Origin of the sequence: Acinetobacter legionensis (assembly GCF_048551735.1) — a bacterium.
GTDB lineage: Bacteria > Pseudomonadota > Gammaproteobacteria > Pseudomonadales > Moraxellaceae > Acinetobacter.
The window spans coordinates 239,450-255,727 of record NZ_JBIMBV010000004.1; the positions used below are offsets into that span (position 1 = coordinate 239,450).

At 30.7% G+C, this 16,278-nt stretch carries 17 protein-coding genes and 2 pseudogenes; 9 read left to right on the forward strand and 10 right to left on the reverse strand.

Translation table 11 applies throughout. The features are described 5' to 3' along the window. Positions 1-994 precede the first annotated feature (994 nt). Complete coding sequence (locus ACG9ZL_RS05600; protein ID WP_419327369.1) at positions 995-1,546, forward strand: DUF2799 domain-containing protein; 552 nt, start codon at positions 995-997, stop codon at positions 1,544-1,546. Between the two features lie 233 nt (positions 1,547-1,779). Here ACG9ZL_RS05600 and ACG9ZL_RS05605 read toward each other — a convergent pair whose 3' ends face one another. The 5 genes and pseudogenes from ACG9ZL_RS05605 to ACG9ZL_RS05625 all read right to left on the reverse strand — a co-directional run bounded on the left by ACG9ZL_RS05605 (position 1,780) and on the right by ACG9ZL_RS05625 (position 6,151). After that, entirely contained in the window at positions 1,780-2,187 is a 408-nt protein-coding gene (locus tag ACG9ZL_RS05605; RefSeq protein WP_336953162.1) for a hypothetical protein, read from the reverse strand. An 81-nt stretch (positions 2,188-2,268) separates the two neighbouring features. Further along, on the reverse strand, positions 2,269-2,472 hold the full coding sequence (locus ACG9ZL_RS05610) for a hypothetical protein (protein WP_419327368.1): 204 nt from the start codon (positions 2,470-2,472) through the stop codon (positions 2,269-2,271). 341 nt (positions 2,473-2,813) lie between these two features. After that, positions 2,814-3,074 carry a hypothetical protein gene (locus ACG9ZL_RS05615; RefSeq protein WP_336953166.1) on the reverse strand — a complete coding sequence of 87 codons (261 nt, stop codon included), beginning with the start codon at positions 3,072-3,074 and terminating at the stop codon, positions 2,814-2,816. Between the two features lie 552 nt (positions 3,075-3,626). Continuing rightward, positions 3,627-4,574: pseudogene (locus ACG9ZL_RS05620) on the reverse strand (IS5 family transposase). 1,319 nt (positions 4,575-5,893) lie between these two features. Then, positions 5,894-6,151: a hypothetical protein gene (locus tag ACG9ZL_RS05625; RefSeq protein ID WP_419359356.1), complete on the reverse strand. Its 258-nt coding sequence runs from the start codon at positions 6,149-6,151 to the stop codon at positions 5,894-5,896. Between the two features lie 551 nt (positions 6,152-6,702). Between ACG9ZL_RS05625 and ACG9ZL_RS05630 the strand changes: the two genes are divergently transcribed. After that, positions 6,703-6,927 (forward strand): hypothetical protein, encoded by a 225-nt coding sequence (locus tag ACG9ZL_RS05630; protein WP_419359357.1) that lies wholly within the window; start codon positions 6,703-6,705, stop codon positions 6,925-6,927. Positions 6,928-6,953: 26 nt separating this feature from the next. Beyond that, positions 6,954-7,226, forward strand: a pseudogene (locus ACG9ZL_RS05635) (hypothetical protein); the annotation flags it as partial. A gap of 328 nt (positions 7,227-7,554) precedes the next feature. On the opposite strand, the gene ACG9ZL_RS05640 reads toward ACG9ZL_RS05635, so the two are convergent. From ACG9ZL_RS05640 to ACG9ZL_RS05650, 3 genes are read right to left on the reverse strand one after another with little or no spacing between them, the layout of a single operon-like run. Beyond that, positions 7,555-8,040, reverse strand: a complete 486-nt coding sequence (locus tag ACG9ZL_RS05640; protein WP_419327366.1) for a hypothetical protein — start codon at positions 8,038-8,040, stop codon at positions 7,555-7,557. Between the two features lie 32 nt (positions 8,041-8,072). Further along, on the reverse strand, positions 8,073-8,429 hold the full coding sequence (locus ACG9ZL_RS05645) for a hypothetical protein (protein ID WP_336953174.1): 357 nt from the start codon (positions 8,427-8,429) through the stop codon (positions 8,073-8,075). A 32-nt stretch (positions 8,430-8,461) separates the two neighbouring features. Then, on the reverse strand, positions 8,462-8,818 hold the full coding sequence (locus ACG9ZL_RS05650) for a hypothetical protein (RefSeq protein ID WP_336953176.1): 357 nt from the start codon (positions 8,816-8,818) through the stop codon (positions 8,462-8,464). 260 nt (positions 8,819-9,078) lie between these two features. Here ACG9ZL_RS05650 and ACG9ZL_RS05655 point away from each other — a divergent pair, with 260 nt between their 5' ends. The 3 genes from ACG9ZL_RS05655 to ACG9ZL_RS05665 all read left to right on the forward strand — a co-directional run bounded on the left by ACG9ZL_RS05655 (position 9,079) and on the right by ACG9ZL_RS05665 (position 11,474). Beyond that, complete coding sequence (locus ACG9ZL_RS05655) at positions 9,079-9,171, forward strand: lysozyme inhibitor LprI family protein (RefSeq protein ID WP_419327541.1); 93 nt, start codon at positions 9,079-9,081, stop codon at positions 9,169-9,171. A 414-nt stretch (positions 9,172-9,585) separates the two neighbouring features. Next, positions 9,586-10,818 (forward strand): putative phage abortive infection protein, encoded by a 1,233-nt coding sequence (locus ACG9ZL_RS05660; RefSeq protein ID WP_419359359.1) that lies wholly within the window; start codon positions 9,586-9,588, stop codon positions 10,816-10,818. Between the two features lie 11 nt (positions 10,819-10,829). Then, positions 10,830-11,474 (forward strand): SOS response-associated peptidase, encoded by a 645-nt coding sequence (locus ACG9ZL_RS05665; RefSeq protein ID WP_419359361.1) that lies wholly within the window; start codon positions 10,830-10,832, stop codon positions 11,472-11,474. A gap of 14 nt (positions 11,475-11,488) precedes the next feature. Here the strand turns inward: ACG9ZL_RS05665 and ACG9ZL_RS05670 are convergent, their stop codons facing one another. Then, the gene (locus ACG9ZL_RS05670; protein ID WP_419359363.1) at positions 11,489-12,187 is read right to left on the reverse strand and encodes a hypothetical protein; all 699 of its coding nucleotides are present in this window, start codon (positions 12,185-12,187) and stop codon (positions 11,489-11,491) included. A 207-nt stretch (positions 12,188-12,394) separates the two neighbouring features. On the opposite strand from ACG9ZL_RS05670, the gene ACG9ZL_RS05675 reads away from it, so the two are divergent. The 3 genes from ACG9ZL_RS05675 (at position 12,395) to ACG9ZL_RS05685 (ending at position 15,854) form a co-directional block, all read left to right on the forward strand. Continuing rightward, positions 12,395-13,012, forward strand: a complete 618-nt coding sequence (locus ACG9ZL_RS05675; RefSeq protein WP_419359365.1) for a LexA family protein — start codon at positions 12,395-12,397, stop codon at positions 13,010-13,012. Further along, on the forward strand, positions 13,009-14,304 hold the full coding sequence (locus ACG9ZL_RS05680; protein WP_419359367.1) for a Y-family DNA polymerase: 1,296 nt from the start codon (positions 13,009-13,011) through the stop codon (positions 14,302-14,304). Before ACG9ZL_RS05675 ends, ACG9ZL_RS05680 begins: the two co-directional genes overlap by 4 nt. A 101-nt stretch (positions 14,305-14,405) precedes the next feature. Continuing rightward, on the forward strand, positions 14,406-15,854 hold the full coding sequence (locus tag ACG9ZL_RS05685; protein ID WP_419359369.1) for a PIN-like domain-containing protein: 1,449 nt from the start codon (positions 14,406-14,408) through the stop codon (positions 15,852-15,854). Between the two features lie 27 nt (positions 15,855-15,881). Here ACG9ZL_RS05685 and ACG9ZL_RS05690 read toward each other — a convergent pair. Continuing rightward, the coding region (locus ACG9ZL_RS05690; RefSeq protein WP_419359371.1) for an efflux RND transporter periplasmic adaptor subunit at positions 15,882-16,278 on the reverse strand (397 nt) is incomplete at its 5' end.

Below are 16,278 nucleotides of genomic sequence, written 5' to 3' on the forward strand. Positions count from 1 at the left end.
AAAACCCTCTTATGAGGGTTTTATCAAATTTTTAAATTTCGTTAGCTTAGCGCTTTATCAAAGCTTACACTCTATTTCAGATCACAATATTCCACTTGATCGAATCATATCTAAACCTTTAGCTAAGTTTATAATTTTATCTGTTCTCTTTTGATTGACAAATAGTAGAAGAGAAATCTGAAAAAGACTTCAATTCAAAAATTTACTTTGGATTTTTAACATTCACTCACCGCCCCCATACCATTGTGAAAATAAAATAGCCAGAAGCGCTATTGTTTAAACCACAAAATTAGTCGTCACTCTGCTTGAATGATATTTTCATTTGTTTAAAAACCAAGCCAGATGCTATAAAACCGAGGCATCCAATAACGATAAACTCAACAATAGCTTCGATTAAACCTAGAACAAAAAAAACTATGGATAAGACTACCGATACAGTAAAAACGATCTTCCCAAACATTAGAATTAAGCCACTTTAAAGATCAATGTAAATTTAACTATAAAATCATAGTATATAAGTTTTATGAAATTAAAAAAGTAACGATAAATTTCTGTGTAATCTTGACTGTACTTAGCTCAACGGCTGTCTATGTTCTCGAATTGTAGTCTTGCTTTAATCCCCGTAATTTTTAGATAAAAGGTCCTGTTTTTTAAAAGAAATCTGAACAAATTATCAACTAATTAAATTTAACTATCCATCAACTATTTTTAAATTAAGTTATGAATTTGGCAGATCTACTCTTTTGGAGATGGAATCCCTAAGTTTATATCGATCAACTGCGATACAAATATTATGCGCAAGCTGAAGATACGCCAAAGTTAGAATACGATATCGGCAATAACTGCAGAATCAAGATAAAAACTCTTTTGTATTTTTAAGAATTTAAATGCACTTTTCATGTAGTACCACATTAATGATCAGGAAATTATTGATCTTGTCATGATAAAATCATTTTTTAAAAAGTAATTCAAAAATCGTTTGGAAGAATTTTTCATGAAACTTATAGTAATTTTATCTACTTTTATGGTTTTACTTTCTGGTTGTGCTGCAATGAGTGTTGAACAATGTAAAACTGCGAATTGGTTTAACGTTGGTGAAAAAGATGGCGCTGCTGGAAATAAATCCCATATAGATAAATACTATTCTTCTTGTAAAAAAGCCAATATTATTCCTAGTCAAAATCTTTATGAAATGGGTTATCTAAAAGGTTTAGAGGCTTACTGCCAACCTGAAAATATCTTTTACGAAGCTTTAGAGGGGCGCGGTAATTTTCGAGTTTGCCCGGCAGAGAAACGCGAATCCTTACGTCATTATTTTCAAGTCGCCAGTAACTTTTACTATGCGAATACAGAATTTAATACTTCACAGAATAATATAGATTACTATCTTGGAAAATTAGACAGTAAAGATCTGTCTAACAAAGATCGTGATGACTATAAAAAGAAATTATCTGACCTCCGAAGCAATAGCAGTCAAGTACGCTCACGTTACCAAGATGCGCTTCGGAATCTAGAACGTTTTAAAGCAGAACATCATCTCTATTAGATTTAAACAAAATCACAGACATATACTCACTGATGATTGCAAACGCCGCTTGGAATAAATCATTCAAATAAAAAAGCCCCACATCACTGTGAGGCTTCCCCTTAATTTTTGCGCTGATTAAGGATTATTGTATGTTTATTCACTATAATGAATTAACAATCACAGTTTTACTAAATAACGTGAAATGTGTCAATTTAAAACATAAAATAAGCATGTTTTACAGCTATTCACCGTCATTCATTGATACAGACTTGTTTTCTTAATGGACTATCTTGAGGAAGATCGCCATTAGACGAACCAATACCATGCGTAATACCATTTTCATCATAAAATGACAAATATGTATAGGTTTTATTTTCATCACAGTCTAGATAAGTGATCATTTTCATATATTTAAAAGAATTACCCTGCCTATCCTTAGCAATTCTCAACATAACTGCTTTATATTTAAATTGGTCCAATTCTGGCTCTCTTTTTACAAGAAAAAGGGATTTTTTAATTTTAGATGTATGCTTATCATCTAGCTCTTTTTTAAACTTTTTAATATCTAATTTTTCTTCAAGAAAAGTTGGTTTTATTGGATCAGCAAAGCTAAACTTCGAATTCAATATAAGAAACGCCAAGACAAATTTTTTCATCATTGATTTAAATGTCATATGCAAAGAAGTTTAATCTCATAAATTAAAGCCTTAATTTTAGATGGGTGCACTCGCTCAGTAATTTTAAAGACTTATATCAATATCGATGTTATTGGCAATGTCAGAAACAATATCTTTACCCGTATTCACAATCAACCGACCTGCTTCCACAATCAGATCAACAGCATCCAATGGATTGATCGAATTCACGATATCATTCATTACGCTAGAATCTTTTTGCTCTTGTTGGGATTGCTGTTCTAAATTTTCATTTTCTAGATTACTCACTTTCTTCTCTCATAAAAATCATAAATCCTATCGGGTTATCTCATAGATTTCCAGCACGTGATTCAATACAGGTGAAATATGCCCAACTCACTCATAACACCAATCGCTAGCATTTATTAACTGTCTTTATCAAAGATATGTTAAGTTGAAGTTTGATCTTGTATATTTACTTTTGACTAGTATTTAAGCAATATAATAAAACTAAGCTAACTATTTAAATAATTTTCTAATTAAGCCTATCCTGTTTAAAAATCAAATCCTATCAAAAAATAAAATATAAATCGTCAAAATGTCGAAATAAAATTATTCTTATTTTTGGAAGTATAAAAACTCGCAGTTATTTAATTCCAAAAAACAGAAAATATTTTTTCTTCGCCTGTATTTCTAATCTTAACTTTATACCCTGCTTTCTTAAATTCCTCACCCAAATTAATTATTTCATGATGAGTGAAATCTTTAGTGATATATTCACTTATAAACAGCTCTCCTTGATCCGCTTTTAACCGAATTTGGGTCTTCAAAAAACTTTTAAGCTGATCAATTGAAAAATACAGCATGTGATTTGAATCTATTTTATTGTCACTCATTTTTGGTTTTGGCATTAAAAAAACTCATATTAAAGAATGTCAAAAATATTATGATCAACTTAACTTTGAATTGAGTATAAATATTGAAATATCATGTATTCGGTTGAAATCAATCTATACGATTATTTTTTAACAACTTTTAAGCAATGATGACAAACTTCCAACTCACCATCTTTACAATAATGTGTTTCAATTACGCGATGAAAGCCAAAAATACATTTTATGAATTGAATCAAAATCAACTCCTCCATAGGGTAAAAGCTCACCTCAAGATGAGCTTTCCCAGCCAGCAATTTTATTATGGAAGCCATATTCCAGTTGGAACATTTCCCAATAAGTGTACGAGTAATGTTAAAGCTACAAACATGAAAAAGAAAAATGCAATGCTTATTGATTTGTGTATCATGATTTCACCTCCACTTTATTGTTGTTTCTTTTTTATACAATAAATCATTTAAAATATCAAATAATTTAAATAACTTATAATTTATTTTTTACCATTTGTTAAAATCAACCTTCCGATTGCAAAAAGATTGCAAAGCTAAAACTAGCCTAATCAACTCAAATTTAAGATACAACTGGGGTATAAGGTCTACCTATTTCAGTGAATTTATTCGAAACTGCAATTCTCGTATGCACTTCATTGACCTGACTTAAAAAGTACTTTGCTGATAATTTATCTCCTAATAACCTAATTCAGTGCATCTTGGTTTCAACCAAACTTCGAAGATGATAGCCTGACCAATTTTCCCACATTGTCCTCCCCAAATACTTAATCGTTCTTAGTTGTTGTTTTCTCTTTAATGTATGAGCTTTTGTATCTTTCCAAGGCTTTGCATTTTTTCTCGACAGAACGATAGAACGTGTATGTCTATCTGAAATCACCTATCAACAGTATTTTTTGTCATAAGCTCCATCCGCATAGTTGGAATCTATATGTTTATTTTTGGAATTTAATCAAGTAAATCCCTGAATACTTTTGAATCTCCCACGATATTTGTAGTGAGCTGAACAGCACGTATTTACAATGTTTTAGTATCAATACCAATGTGGAGTTTACACCATTGTCGACAATATTCAGGCTAAGGTTTTTTACGCTTCCATTCTCCTTCAACTAAAAATTTCATACCTGTAGAGTCAACTCATAGGTGAAGTCCATCTCTGCTTTGTTCTAAGCTAATTGCAATATCAGTATACTTTTTTTCTTCCAAAAAGGGTTGAATAATCTGGTGCAGTCCAGTCTAATCTGCAAAGACGAACGAGACTTTGAACAAATCCTGTGGTTATTCGTAAAGTTAAACGAAAGAGAGATTTAATTATTAAACAGTACTGAATCGCTTTATCTGAGTAGGTTTGATTTCGTCCTTGTTTGTATATTGATTGTGCATAGCGCTGAGTAATTGGAATCAAACCAAATAGTGATATTGCCACAATTAATTTAAATCTTCGCAGTATACTGCTCATGTAAGGAAACCAATTCGTTATACGATATATTTTGGATGCAGACTCATTCATCTAAGAGTTATATTGCTGAATGAGCCTTTAGAGATAGCTTTGTGCAACTAAGCCAAAATTAACTACCAAATAATAAAAATAAGAGAATTCATAGATTATCCTAAATTATAGATATCTGACTTTAAACCAAATATTCCAAGGCAAAGCTGACTGATATAAAAAAGGCACATTTGCGCCTTTTTTATATCTAAAGTATATTTAAACAATAATATTTAGTTTTTTAGTAAATAAGTTTTAATAATTTCATTCTCATCTAATATCATCAACTCATCAGCTACCCAAAAAATATAAAACTCGTTTTTAAACTTAATCTTTCTTTTCGAATAGTTTGTTACTGAGTCTGACTGGTTAGCTTTTACTTTAAAAGACTTTTTATTATCATGTCCTAGCAGCTTACTTCCGTGCCAAGGTCCACCTATACAAATATTCATAATGTTTGAATTAAAAAATGTGGTCTTGAATGTACATTTAAATCGTGGAATAAACAATCTATACCTTGGTATAAATTTTAATCAAAAACTTACTCTCATAATTCGTCCCTATGGTGCATTATTTAATACTTTATCAGCTAAAGCTAAAAAACCAGCTCAACAATTTACGATAGCAATTCCTAATATTGACTCCCTCCAAAAATAACGTGATAAAAATCACATTAAACACACAATATTTTTGAAATAAATAGAACAATTCATCTTATTTCCTATTTTTAAGTAGAAGTCAGAAACCGATTGTTTATTGTCTAACATAAAATTAATCAACCCACCTAAAAAAGGTGGGTTGATTAAAGACTTAGATAGCAAGTCAAAGTGAAAAGCACAACCTTCTTCACTGATTAAATTTTACACAATTCATATTAACATTCAAATAAAATATTTTACCTTTTGGTAAATCTTCATATATGTATCGTCAACTTTATGTAACAGCCTCATTATTTAGACTAGAAAAATCAAAGATTTTGTGCGAAAAAAGCTAAATCATCAATCTTTATAGATTCACAACCCTCACATTTTCTATTCTAAATTTATCTCATATTATGCATATAAAAACTAAATAAAATACTGATATATATACTATTTTATTTAAAATAATAGAACTTGATTTTTTTTGGTTATTTTAAACACTATTAAAAAAAAGCGATTTTGAAATATTTAATACTCACTGATGACCATAATGCTCATTGGCATTTATTTTAAAGATAACACAAATAAATATTCATAAAGAGAGGGTCATGTGGGTATGTAAATCATACAAAATGATAGAAAAATAGAATAGGTTCACTACAATAATAATAGGAAATCTTGCATGTAGCCAGTCAGACACTAAACAATTAACTTAAATTCAAATTTCCCTTTATAATCAATTTCATCTAAATAATCTTTAATGTCATGCGCTATATTTTTAAAAGTATTTAAAACATCACTTGGTGGATCAATCATAACTTCAATTTTATAATTTTCATCTTCTCTATTTATAGTATGTGTATATGCACCATCACAACTCATTCTTAATTCTAGATCATGCTCAATCTTTTTAGTTAAGTTATTTGTTATCAACACAATTTTTGAAAATCTATGCATATTCCTTCTTTCCATAATCAGATAAAGAATCTCGCAATTCCAACCAAAAATCCTTTTTAATTAAAAGTTTGATCAGTCAGAGAAGCGATGGCGCTTGAGCTACGATTCACTATATCGTATTTTATAGATATAATAATTCAGGTTTAGTAAAATAATCAACTGTTAAAATTTAAAAGATTCTACTATTATGAGATTTCTTTCTCAAAAAATTAAATTTTTTAGAACTTTTATAGATAAATTATTATCATTAATAATAGCACATTTAAATAAAAAATTTAATAATATCAAAAATATACATAGGATAATTTTATCAAAAATCATTGAAACATTTCAAATCATGTTCTTAAACTTCAATTCCCAATAAGACTCTATCGATCTGAGCTTGATTAATAAGATTGTGGCTTAGTAGGTTTCTTAAACAAGTTAAATGGATTAGATTGAATCAGGCGCACTGTCGCAAAGGGTCTAGCTTTATTGGTAATAAAGAAGCTCAAGCAACACTTGATGCTGAAAAATCCAGTACAGATAATACTAAATAACAAACAATCCAAATGCTTCAAAAAACGGCTTTAGCTGGAGTGAATGCAATTGTTGGAATGGCGAATGTTGTAGCTGGTGATGTTAATGCGAGAACTCAGTCGAATAACGAATATTCGGATAAAGCAGCGATTAAAGAAGGGGCTAAAGGTAAAAAGCAAATAGATTTTTTAAAAACTTATTGGGGCATGGTAGTTAGAATCGGAAAACATTTGATGTTAAACCAGAGTATACATTAGCTCAATTTTCAGGTGAAACTGGGTGGGGAGAACATATAAATCCAGGGGCAAAATTTAATTTGGGAAATATTATGGCAGGTTCTTCTTGGAAAGGAAAAACGGTGAGAGCATGGGATAAAATAGAAAAGTCCTACGCCCCTTACAGAGTTTATGACAGCCCTGAACAATTTGCAGATGACTATATAAAAACAATAGCAAAAGCAGGACGATATAAAACAGCTAAAGGTGCAAAAACTCCTGAAATGTTTTTTCAGTTCTTAAAAATTCAGTTTATGCTTCCTATAAAACTATGTATCTAAAAATTTTACCATGGTCAAAGATGTTAGTCAGCGCCTTAGTCTTAACAATGTATCTCAATCAGATAACCCATCAAAGCCTAAAACTCCGATTAACAAGGAGATACTTTCTAAATTTGCTCAAAATGCAGAAATTCCAGACAATATTAAACCTGTCTTTCCTAATTTCTATAATACTCAGTCATCTAATCGTAATGTGAATATCAATTAGAAAACAGATATTCACGTTAGCGGTATTTCTGATCCGATGTTGGCAACTCGAAATGTTCGTAATGAACAAGACGCTGTTAATCTGCAAATGACTAGAAATTCTAAGGGAGTGAAGGTTTAGTTAATTAATACTCACTGGTGTATCTGATCTTTTGAACTCTTTGCCATATTCAGAGTATTCATTATCTTGAATTGAATAACATGTTTTTACATTATCATAATCATCTCGATAAGCAAAAATACTTCCTTGAGTGCATAAGAGTGAATTATTAACTGAGTATTGGATTACGGGAGGTTTTCCTGTTAAATCTCCTTTTTTATCTTTAAAACCTAGAATTCCATCTCTTAAAGGTAAAGCTAAGCCATTTTTTGTATCTAAAGCAATAAATCTAAATATTTGAGGTGATGAGCTTAGGTTGAGAAGAATGTACTTTTGGTTAAAATTAGGTTTTTGTGTTTTTAGAGCATTTTTGTATTTAGCCACGTTTACTTTTGAGCAAAAGTTGAAATCATCATAATCAAATTGGCATTCGGTTGTAGCTTTGTATGGAGCATTAGCCCAAGCCCCACCACTAATTAAAAGAGTTGAAAGGAATAGTTTTTTCATTTGTTTGCTTCTCTAAAATTGTGTTTACTTGATTAATTGATAGGACTAAGGCGACCAAATAATTTAAAATCTTTAGCTTTAACCCAACCTGAAGTATCATTGCCGTTTTTATCTATATACATTACATAAAGCCAAGTTTGATTTTCGTTCTTAAATTCCTGATAAGCTATAACTGAATCATTCTGAATAATAAATACACCTTTCAACTTACATTCGCTTGATGGTGCTGAATGAAAATATGATCTAAATCCCTTTGTACCTTGAACTGTATAGGAATACTTTGTTCCGTAATGCATGCCATTATCATCTGCTATCTTCGATAGGTAATCACATGTCTTAGCCCAAGCCCCGCCGCTTAATAAAAGGGTAAGAATTATTAGTTTTTTCATTTATTTTCATCTCTAAAAGTGTGCTTACTTGATTAATTAATAGGACTGATACGATCAGATATTTTTAAGTCATTTTCTTTAATCCATCCTGAAGTATAAACTCTATCTTTAGAGCCATACATCACATAGATCCAATTGTGGTTATCATTAGTAAACTTTTGATAACCAACTACTGAATCATTAGGAATTAAGTAAGTCTTAGCATATTTACATTTATTCGCCGGTGCAGAATGAAAGTATGCTCTATGTCCCTTTGGTCCTTTAACAACAAAGCTGTATTCAGTTCCATAATGTATGCCTTTTTTATCAGCTATTCTGTTCAAATCTTCACAACTTGCCCATGCCCCAACACTAAACATACAACAAGCAATTAAAATTAGTTTTTTCATTTATGGATCCCTTTTTTATTCACTCTATGATAGATTTTTTACTGAAAAGAACAAGATGCAGTTAATTTATAGATGACTAGAAACTCGGGGGAATATTTTTCATGAAACATATTATCTTTTTTAGCTTAATAAGCCTTATAAGCTGTTCAGTAATTGCTAAAGATTGCCTTGAATTGGTATCCTCTACAAATATTAGAGATATGCTATTCTAAGAAATTAAACTCGGCAGCAAAGAAACTGCTTTTAATATATCAGAGTAAATAAAAACTCTTGAACCTGACTATAAGCAGCAACTAATAAAAGCTCAAAGGCTTTGGGTGCAATTTAAAGAAGCAGACTGTATCATGAGTTAAGTTATTCAACCATGATACACATACACACGATGATACAAGGATCGATCTGCTGTATGTGTTTATGTTAGTTTATATAAAGCAATAAAAAATCCCTAAATCATTATAATTTAGGGATTTTTTAAATCATACAAAGCTATTTGAGTTTATATGACTTTAATATCTTGGTAGGTATATCCAGACTCGAACTGGAGACCTCTACGATGTCAACGTAGTATCTATTTATTAAAATCATATACTTAAATTAATATGACGAAATTTTGACGTAAACACTACTTTATCCACAAGTCTTGAAATCCTCGTGTAAGTATATTATATCATCAATAGAAATAGCTGGAATCATTGAGTTAACTATAAAGATCTAAATCTTATTTTTTTATGGTATCTTTCCATTAAAAATATTTGAGAATATTCTTAATGAAATCTGATGGCATAAAAATAAATTGGCTTTACATTTTTTTATTGTTTATTATTCCAGCAATTTTTGGAATAACTTATAGCATACTTAATTATTATTTAATAAATCTCAATCTACCTGTGACTGGTGAGCGTCTAGGGCAATTTGGTGATTATGTTGGTGGATTACTAAATCCAATATTGACGTTCTTTAGCTTTTTAGCCCTTCTTATTACTATTGTTATACAAAACAGACAACTAGATGTATCTACTAGAGAATTACATAGCACAAATAAAACTTTAATCGAAAATCAAAAAGTAATGAGTGAACAGCTTTTAACGCAAAGCTTACAGCAGTTTGATAGCACTTTCTTTGCAATGTTGAAAGAATTAAATAATTTGCAGATTGAGCTGAATACTCTTGTCACACAAAATAATACTAAACTCGAAAGATGTTTTAAATATGTTATGTATGAAGATAGTGATAACATCCAAGACTACATGGAAAAAGTCTTAAAAAATCGTGAAGTTTCAAGATACTTTATGCTTTTGTATCAGATTTTAAGGATAATTGATACGAAAGTTGATGATAATATTTATATTAAAACAGATAAATTTTCAATAAAAAAAATGTATAGCAACATTGTCCGATCATCTATATCCGAAGAATTAATGCAACTATTAATGATTAATGCTCTTAATAATATTTTTCAATCATTTAAGGATTTGATTGAAAAATTTAATTTATTTGAACATACATCTTTCACTGTTGACTCTCAATATAGTCTCCTATTAATAAATGCTGCTCAATACTATGATGCTCAAGCTTTTGATCAAAGCTTTTATTGGAAAGAACTAGCAGATTGTAATTTATTTGGTAAATATATACCGCATAATAACATTATAACTAGGATTGCCCTTTTCAAAAAAATTTATAAAATGCTTAGTTCTGATAACACTCTAATAGGACCATTTGGCGAAAAAGTTTTTAATGACATGAATTATTTTTGTAAATTGAGTTCGAATTTGTTTGGCGATATTGGACTTCTTTTAGATGCTGAAACATTTAAAGCTAAAAAATTAGGTTCTTTTGAAAACGAAAATTTTTATTCTTTTCTAACAATTAATACAGTAGAAAGCCAAAATCAGATAACTTTATTGAGAAGTGACACAGATGAAAAAGTAATTGATATTAATTTTCAAGATAATTCTGAAATCACGTTTGAAGTTTCTAAAATGATTAATAACATTTAAGGTTTTTAAATATGTGCTCAAACTACGAAATGCCCACCAGAGAATCTCTCGCCTTACTTGATGTCGAAGTCGATCAGCTAGAACTTGATCTAAAGGCGCATATTTATCCGGGTTACCACGCCCCGATTATTATGAAAGGTTTTGATTTGGATTTCGGTAAGTTTGGGCTTTTGCCGCAATGGGCTAAAGACTTCAAATTTAGCTCTTATACTTATAATGCGCGGACCGAAACTGTAGCTGAAAAACCGAGTTTTAGGCATGCATGGAAGTACAGTAAATTCTGTCTTGTACCTGTTCAAGAGTTTTACGAGCCAAAGTATATTGATGGCAAAGCGCACTGGTACACCATCAAACGTGAAGATGGTCAGCCTTTCACTGTTGCTGCAATCTACGATGATGCTGTAATCAAAGACTCTAAAGTCAGATCGTTTTCAATGCTCACGATTAATTCTGACAACCACCCTTTTATGAAGCAATTTCACGCGCCTTCCGATGAGAAACGATCGATCATTGTAATTCCTGAAGAGTATCGAAATGATTGGCTCAATGTAGACCGTGAAAACGCACATGAGTATTTTTTTGAAATGCGTGATGAGTTTGTTACTTTTCCGCGTGACCATTCATCTGGTAAAAATAAATGTGCAGATTTGTTCTGAAATCTTGTTAATATTTATAAATTATTTAGAATTAATTTGTACTCAGCGATAATTTTATTATTTATATATTGTTTTTCCAAGAATTCCTTAATTTCAATTTCTGTTATTTCGTTATTTTTTGGTTTGATAAAATTATAACTTAAGCTCCAATCTTCTGAAATATGGCCAGATTTATGTATAAATGCTGTTTTGCTTTGTCCTTCGTGCATATAGCATAAGAAATATTTAACTCCATCATTGTACACAATTCCATTAAATTTCTTTGTTTTCTTTAAAATTTGCATTTCTCCAAGAGTTGTTCTTTTATAAGAATCTGTATTGCAAAGAACAACCCTATCGAATAATTCAATGTAAATTTCAATTTCAGATGAATTGAATTCTGGTACATATGGCTCATCATTAAGAATTAATTTACTGTACGGATCAGTATGAATAGTTAGAGCTTCAAATGGCTTTATAATTACTGGTTCATTGAATTTCTTTAATTCCAAAGTGTATTTTTTTTCAAATACAGCAAGTAATCGGTATACACAAACAGGTTTATCTTTGTGATTTTGCAAAATAACATTAGTAATTCTTGTTTCATATGATTTTTCTGATACTACATGAAATATAGCATGTATTTTATGACCTATTTTTTTGAGACCAAAACTTATCGTGAAGAAAGATGTACATGCGGCGATGATAATTGCGACAAGCGGTAAAACAATCATATCAATCCTTTAATGTGAAATTTAGCAGGTATTTCAATTATATTACAATAACTTATTGTGTTTATTCAAATTATTTATCGACTCCTAAGTTTTTCTAAAGACACTAAATAATTAAAAAATTTACGTTTGTCCACAGCTTTTAAATTTGAAATTTTAAAACATACAAACTAAACTCTTGAATACGTAACGTAATCAAGTGGTGTTTTTATGGATATTAAATTAGATGACAGTTCATCAAAAGCAAAGTTGTTAAAGCTTAATGAAGCAAGTCTAGCCCACTTGAGAGACTCAAAAGTTATTGATATCAGAGCACATTCTTCTAAAACGAGATGTCTATCTGATATATCAAAAATCTCATCTTTCCAAGCAGTCACAAAGTATTCTATTCCACTTGTTCTCAATAAAATTGCTGCGGGTTTCCCCTCCCCGGCAGAAGACTATATAGATAAAACTGTCGATATGAATGATCTTCTGATCTCAAATAAAGAAGCAACTTTCATTGTCCAAGTTGAATCTTTATCAATGAAAGATGTAGGGATCGATATAAATGATTATTTGATTGTCGATAGAAGCATACGCTCACAGCATCAAGATATCGTTATCGCATTCATCGACAATGATTTCACTGTAAAAAGAATGATGATTACACAAAGAATGTCTCATCAAGAATTGTTTGATATTTTTCATAATGAAAATGAACTTAGAAATCTGCCAGCAGTTTGGCTTAAGCCTGAAAATATCGAATACAAACCTATCCTCCCCCGCAATGAACAAGAATTAGTAATCTGGGGTGTTGTCACCAAAGTTATTAAGAACTTCAAATGAAACATGAAGAAAAGATATTTGCACTTGTTGATATCAATAATTGCTATGTTTCGTGTGAACGGTTCTTTAATCCCAAGTTGAATAACCTCCCAGTCATCGTACTCTCAAATAACGATGGGTGTGCAGTTGCCCGTAGCAATGAAGCTAAACAAATGGGGATTAAAATGGGTGTTCCGCTATTTCAGATAAAGGATGTCGTCCAAAAAAATAACGTTCAAGTACTTTCAAGCAACTATGCGATATATGCGGAAATGTCGCGTCGATTTCACTCAATCTTAGCCGGGTATGTTGCTCCGCATGAGCAGGAAATCTATTCAATTGACGAATGTTTTCTAGATCTGACAAGCTTTAAGAATAACTATGATCTTGTTGATTACTGCCAAGGCATGCGCGAACGTATCCAGGAGTGGATCGGGTTACCTGTGTCTATTGGAATCGGAAGATCGAAGACTGAAGCAAAAATCGCGAATTACATGGCTAAGAAAGGAAAAAGGTTTAATGGAGTTTGTGATTTAGCGAATATGGACCCAAAGCACAGAGATTACTTCTGGTCATTAGTAGAAGTCGGTGAAGTATGGGGCGTGGGCAGAAAGCAGAATAAAAAGCTTAATGATATGGGCATAAAAACTGTTTTAGATTTATCTAGGGCGAATCCACCAATAATGGGAAAGATGTTTACAGTTTGCATGCAGAGAACTGTTTTAGAGCTTCAAGGTATCTCTTGTATGCCGATTGAAGACCAGCCCAAGCCGAAACAACAGATCGTTGCAAGCAGATCATTTGGCGTGAAAATCACTGAATTGCAAGACTTAAAAGAAGCGATGTCGAAGTATGTGCAGGACGCGGTAGGTCGATTAAGGAAAGAAAAGCTATTGTGTGGTGTTATTACGGCTTTTGTTCAGTCGAATCCATTTGATCAATCTGTGCCCTACTACAGCAAAGCTCATACTTATAAGTTTGCAGAACCCACAGATTGTGTTCTTGATCTTGTTGAAGTTGCTTATTTACTATTGGAAAGAATTTATAAACCAGATATCAAATATAAGAAATGTGGTGTGTTTTATTCAGAGTTAATTCTGAAATCAAATCATATCCCCGACTTGCTTTCAGATCATGAAGCAAGAGCTTTAAATGAGAATTTGATGCAGGCATATGAAGATATTCAAAGTAAATTTGGCAAAGCTAAGATCTCTGTAGGTCCCTGCTATTTCAAGGATCGGAAGTGGTCAATGAGTCGAGATATGCTGTCTAAGAATTATTTTACAAAAAGTGGAATGATTAAAGTTAAGTAATTAATTAAGATAAATAATTTTTATGCAAAGATAAATATTATTGATTATAGTTAAGACTTATAGAATAATTGCAAATAAGCAAATTTTCTATAAGTCTTAATATGAAAGATGTATTATTCTCATTCTATAATGATCAAACCGAACAAAATTTAAAAAATATCTGGAAAGATAAGAAAACTAAATTTATATTTGACACTAATATTTTGCTAAATATTTATTATTACAACAAAGATGGAAAAGCTATTTTTTTTAAACTTTTAGAATCTTTAGGTGATAAGGCATGGTTACCATTTCATGTGGCTTTAGAATATCAACGTAATAGATTAAAAATTATTAATGATAGCTATGAGAATAGCCAAAAAATAATAAAAAGATTTGAAAATCTGAATAAAAAATTTACTTTTGATGAGAAAAGCATTGATACGATTCTGAAAGACTTTGAGGATTTTTTTAATAAAAATGTAGAATTAAATGACAACTTAGAAAATTTTAAAAAATTATACAAAGAATTTCTAGAACATAGTCAATCTGAATTTGATAAGATTTCTAAACCAATTATTAATGAAATTAACAAAATTAATTCAGATATAATCAAAATTGACTCCAATGACCATGTCCGTGAAAGGTTGGATAAAATATTTAAAGGAGAAAAACTTGGTAATTGTCTATTCAATAATGAACAAGAACTTAAAGACTTTAATAAAGATGCAGAGAATCGCTTCTCAAACCAAATTCCTCCTGGGTATGCAGATTTAACAGAGAAAGGAGATTCATCCTTTATATTCAACAATTACAAGTTTTTTAACAAATATGGTGATCTTATAATTTTTAAAGAAATTTTAAAGCATGCTAGAGATAATAAATTACAAAATATTATTTTTATATCAGAGGAAAAAAAAGAGGATTGGAGAGAATCAATAAACACCTCACATCAAAAGAAAATTTTGGGGATAAGACATGAATTAAAAGAAGAGTTGCATGCTGAAACTGGTGCAAAAAATATTTTTATTTTTAATCAGGAAGAATTTGTTGAATATACAAGTCAATATTTAACACCAGAAGTAGATCGTGAATCTATAAAAAATATGAATAAGACTCTTGAACAAATAAATTCAAGAGATTTGTACGATTTCACAAAAAATAATAGTCAGGATTTATTGATTGAATTAGAGGGATCGGAAAAAATCGAACCTTTTACAAAATCGCAATCTATAAGTTTCACAATGTTTTCACAATTGAATGCAGCTATAATTTCACATAAATCCATGATAGCAACTATTGAACAAAAAATTCAAAATCTAGATTTCAACCATATGATTTTAGTTGATAAACACAAAAAATTACTTTCTGAAAATTTAGATTTCATAGAAGATGACGAGAAATTAACAAAAATACTGGAAATCGAAAACATTCTTGATGAGTTGAAGAGTATTGAAAAAGAAAGCAACTCTTTACGTCAGCAACTACAAAACTCTGAAAAAGAACTATCAAAATTATTAAAAAATCTTCATAGCATAAGACGTCAAATTAATCTTGCGTCCATGCTCTAAGAAATCATTATTCACTAAAATAAGCCCTCAATCCGAGGGCCAAGCTTCAATCAATCTTTCTGCATCAACTGCGTGTCCATCAGCTTTTTCTGCCACTGCTCGATATTCAGTGATGCATTTTTCGAGTATGTCACTATTGGTATTGGTGTACTCAATGATGGTTTCTTTGGAAGCACTGGACAAGCGACTGCTTGCAATTTTGAGCTGTTTTGACAAGCTATCAGCATTGGACTGAGCAAGATCAGCATCAGACTCAATTTGCTTAATTTTAGCATTATAGTTTTGCTCCGCTTTTAACTGTTGTTCGGACCATTGTTTCTCTTTGATTGCTGCAGAAGCTTTTGCTTGTTCCGCCAGTGCTTTTGCTTCCACAACTTCGGTTTTGTATTTTGCATTCAATAATGTGTATTCATTTTTAAAGTGA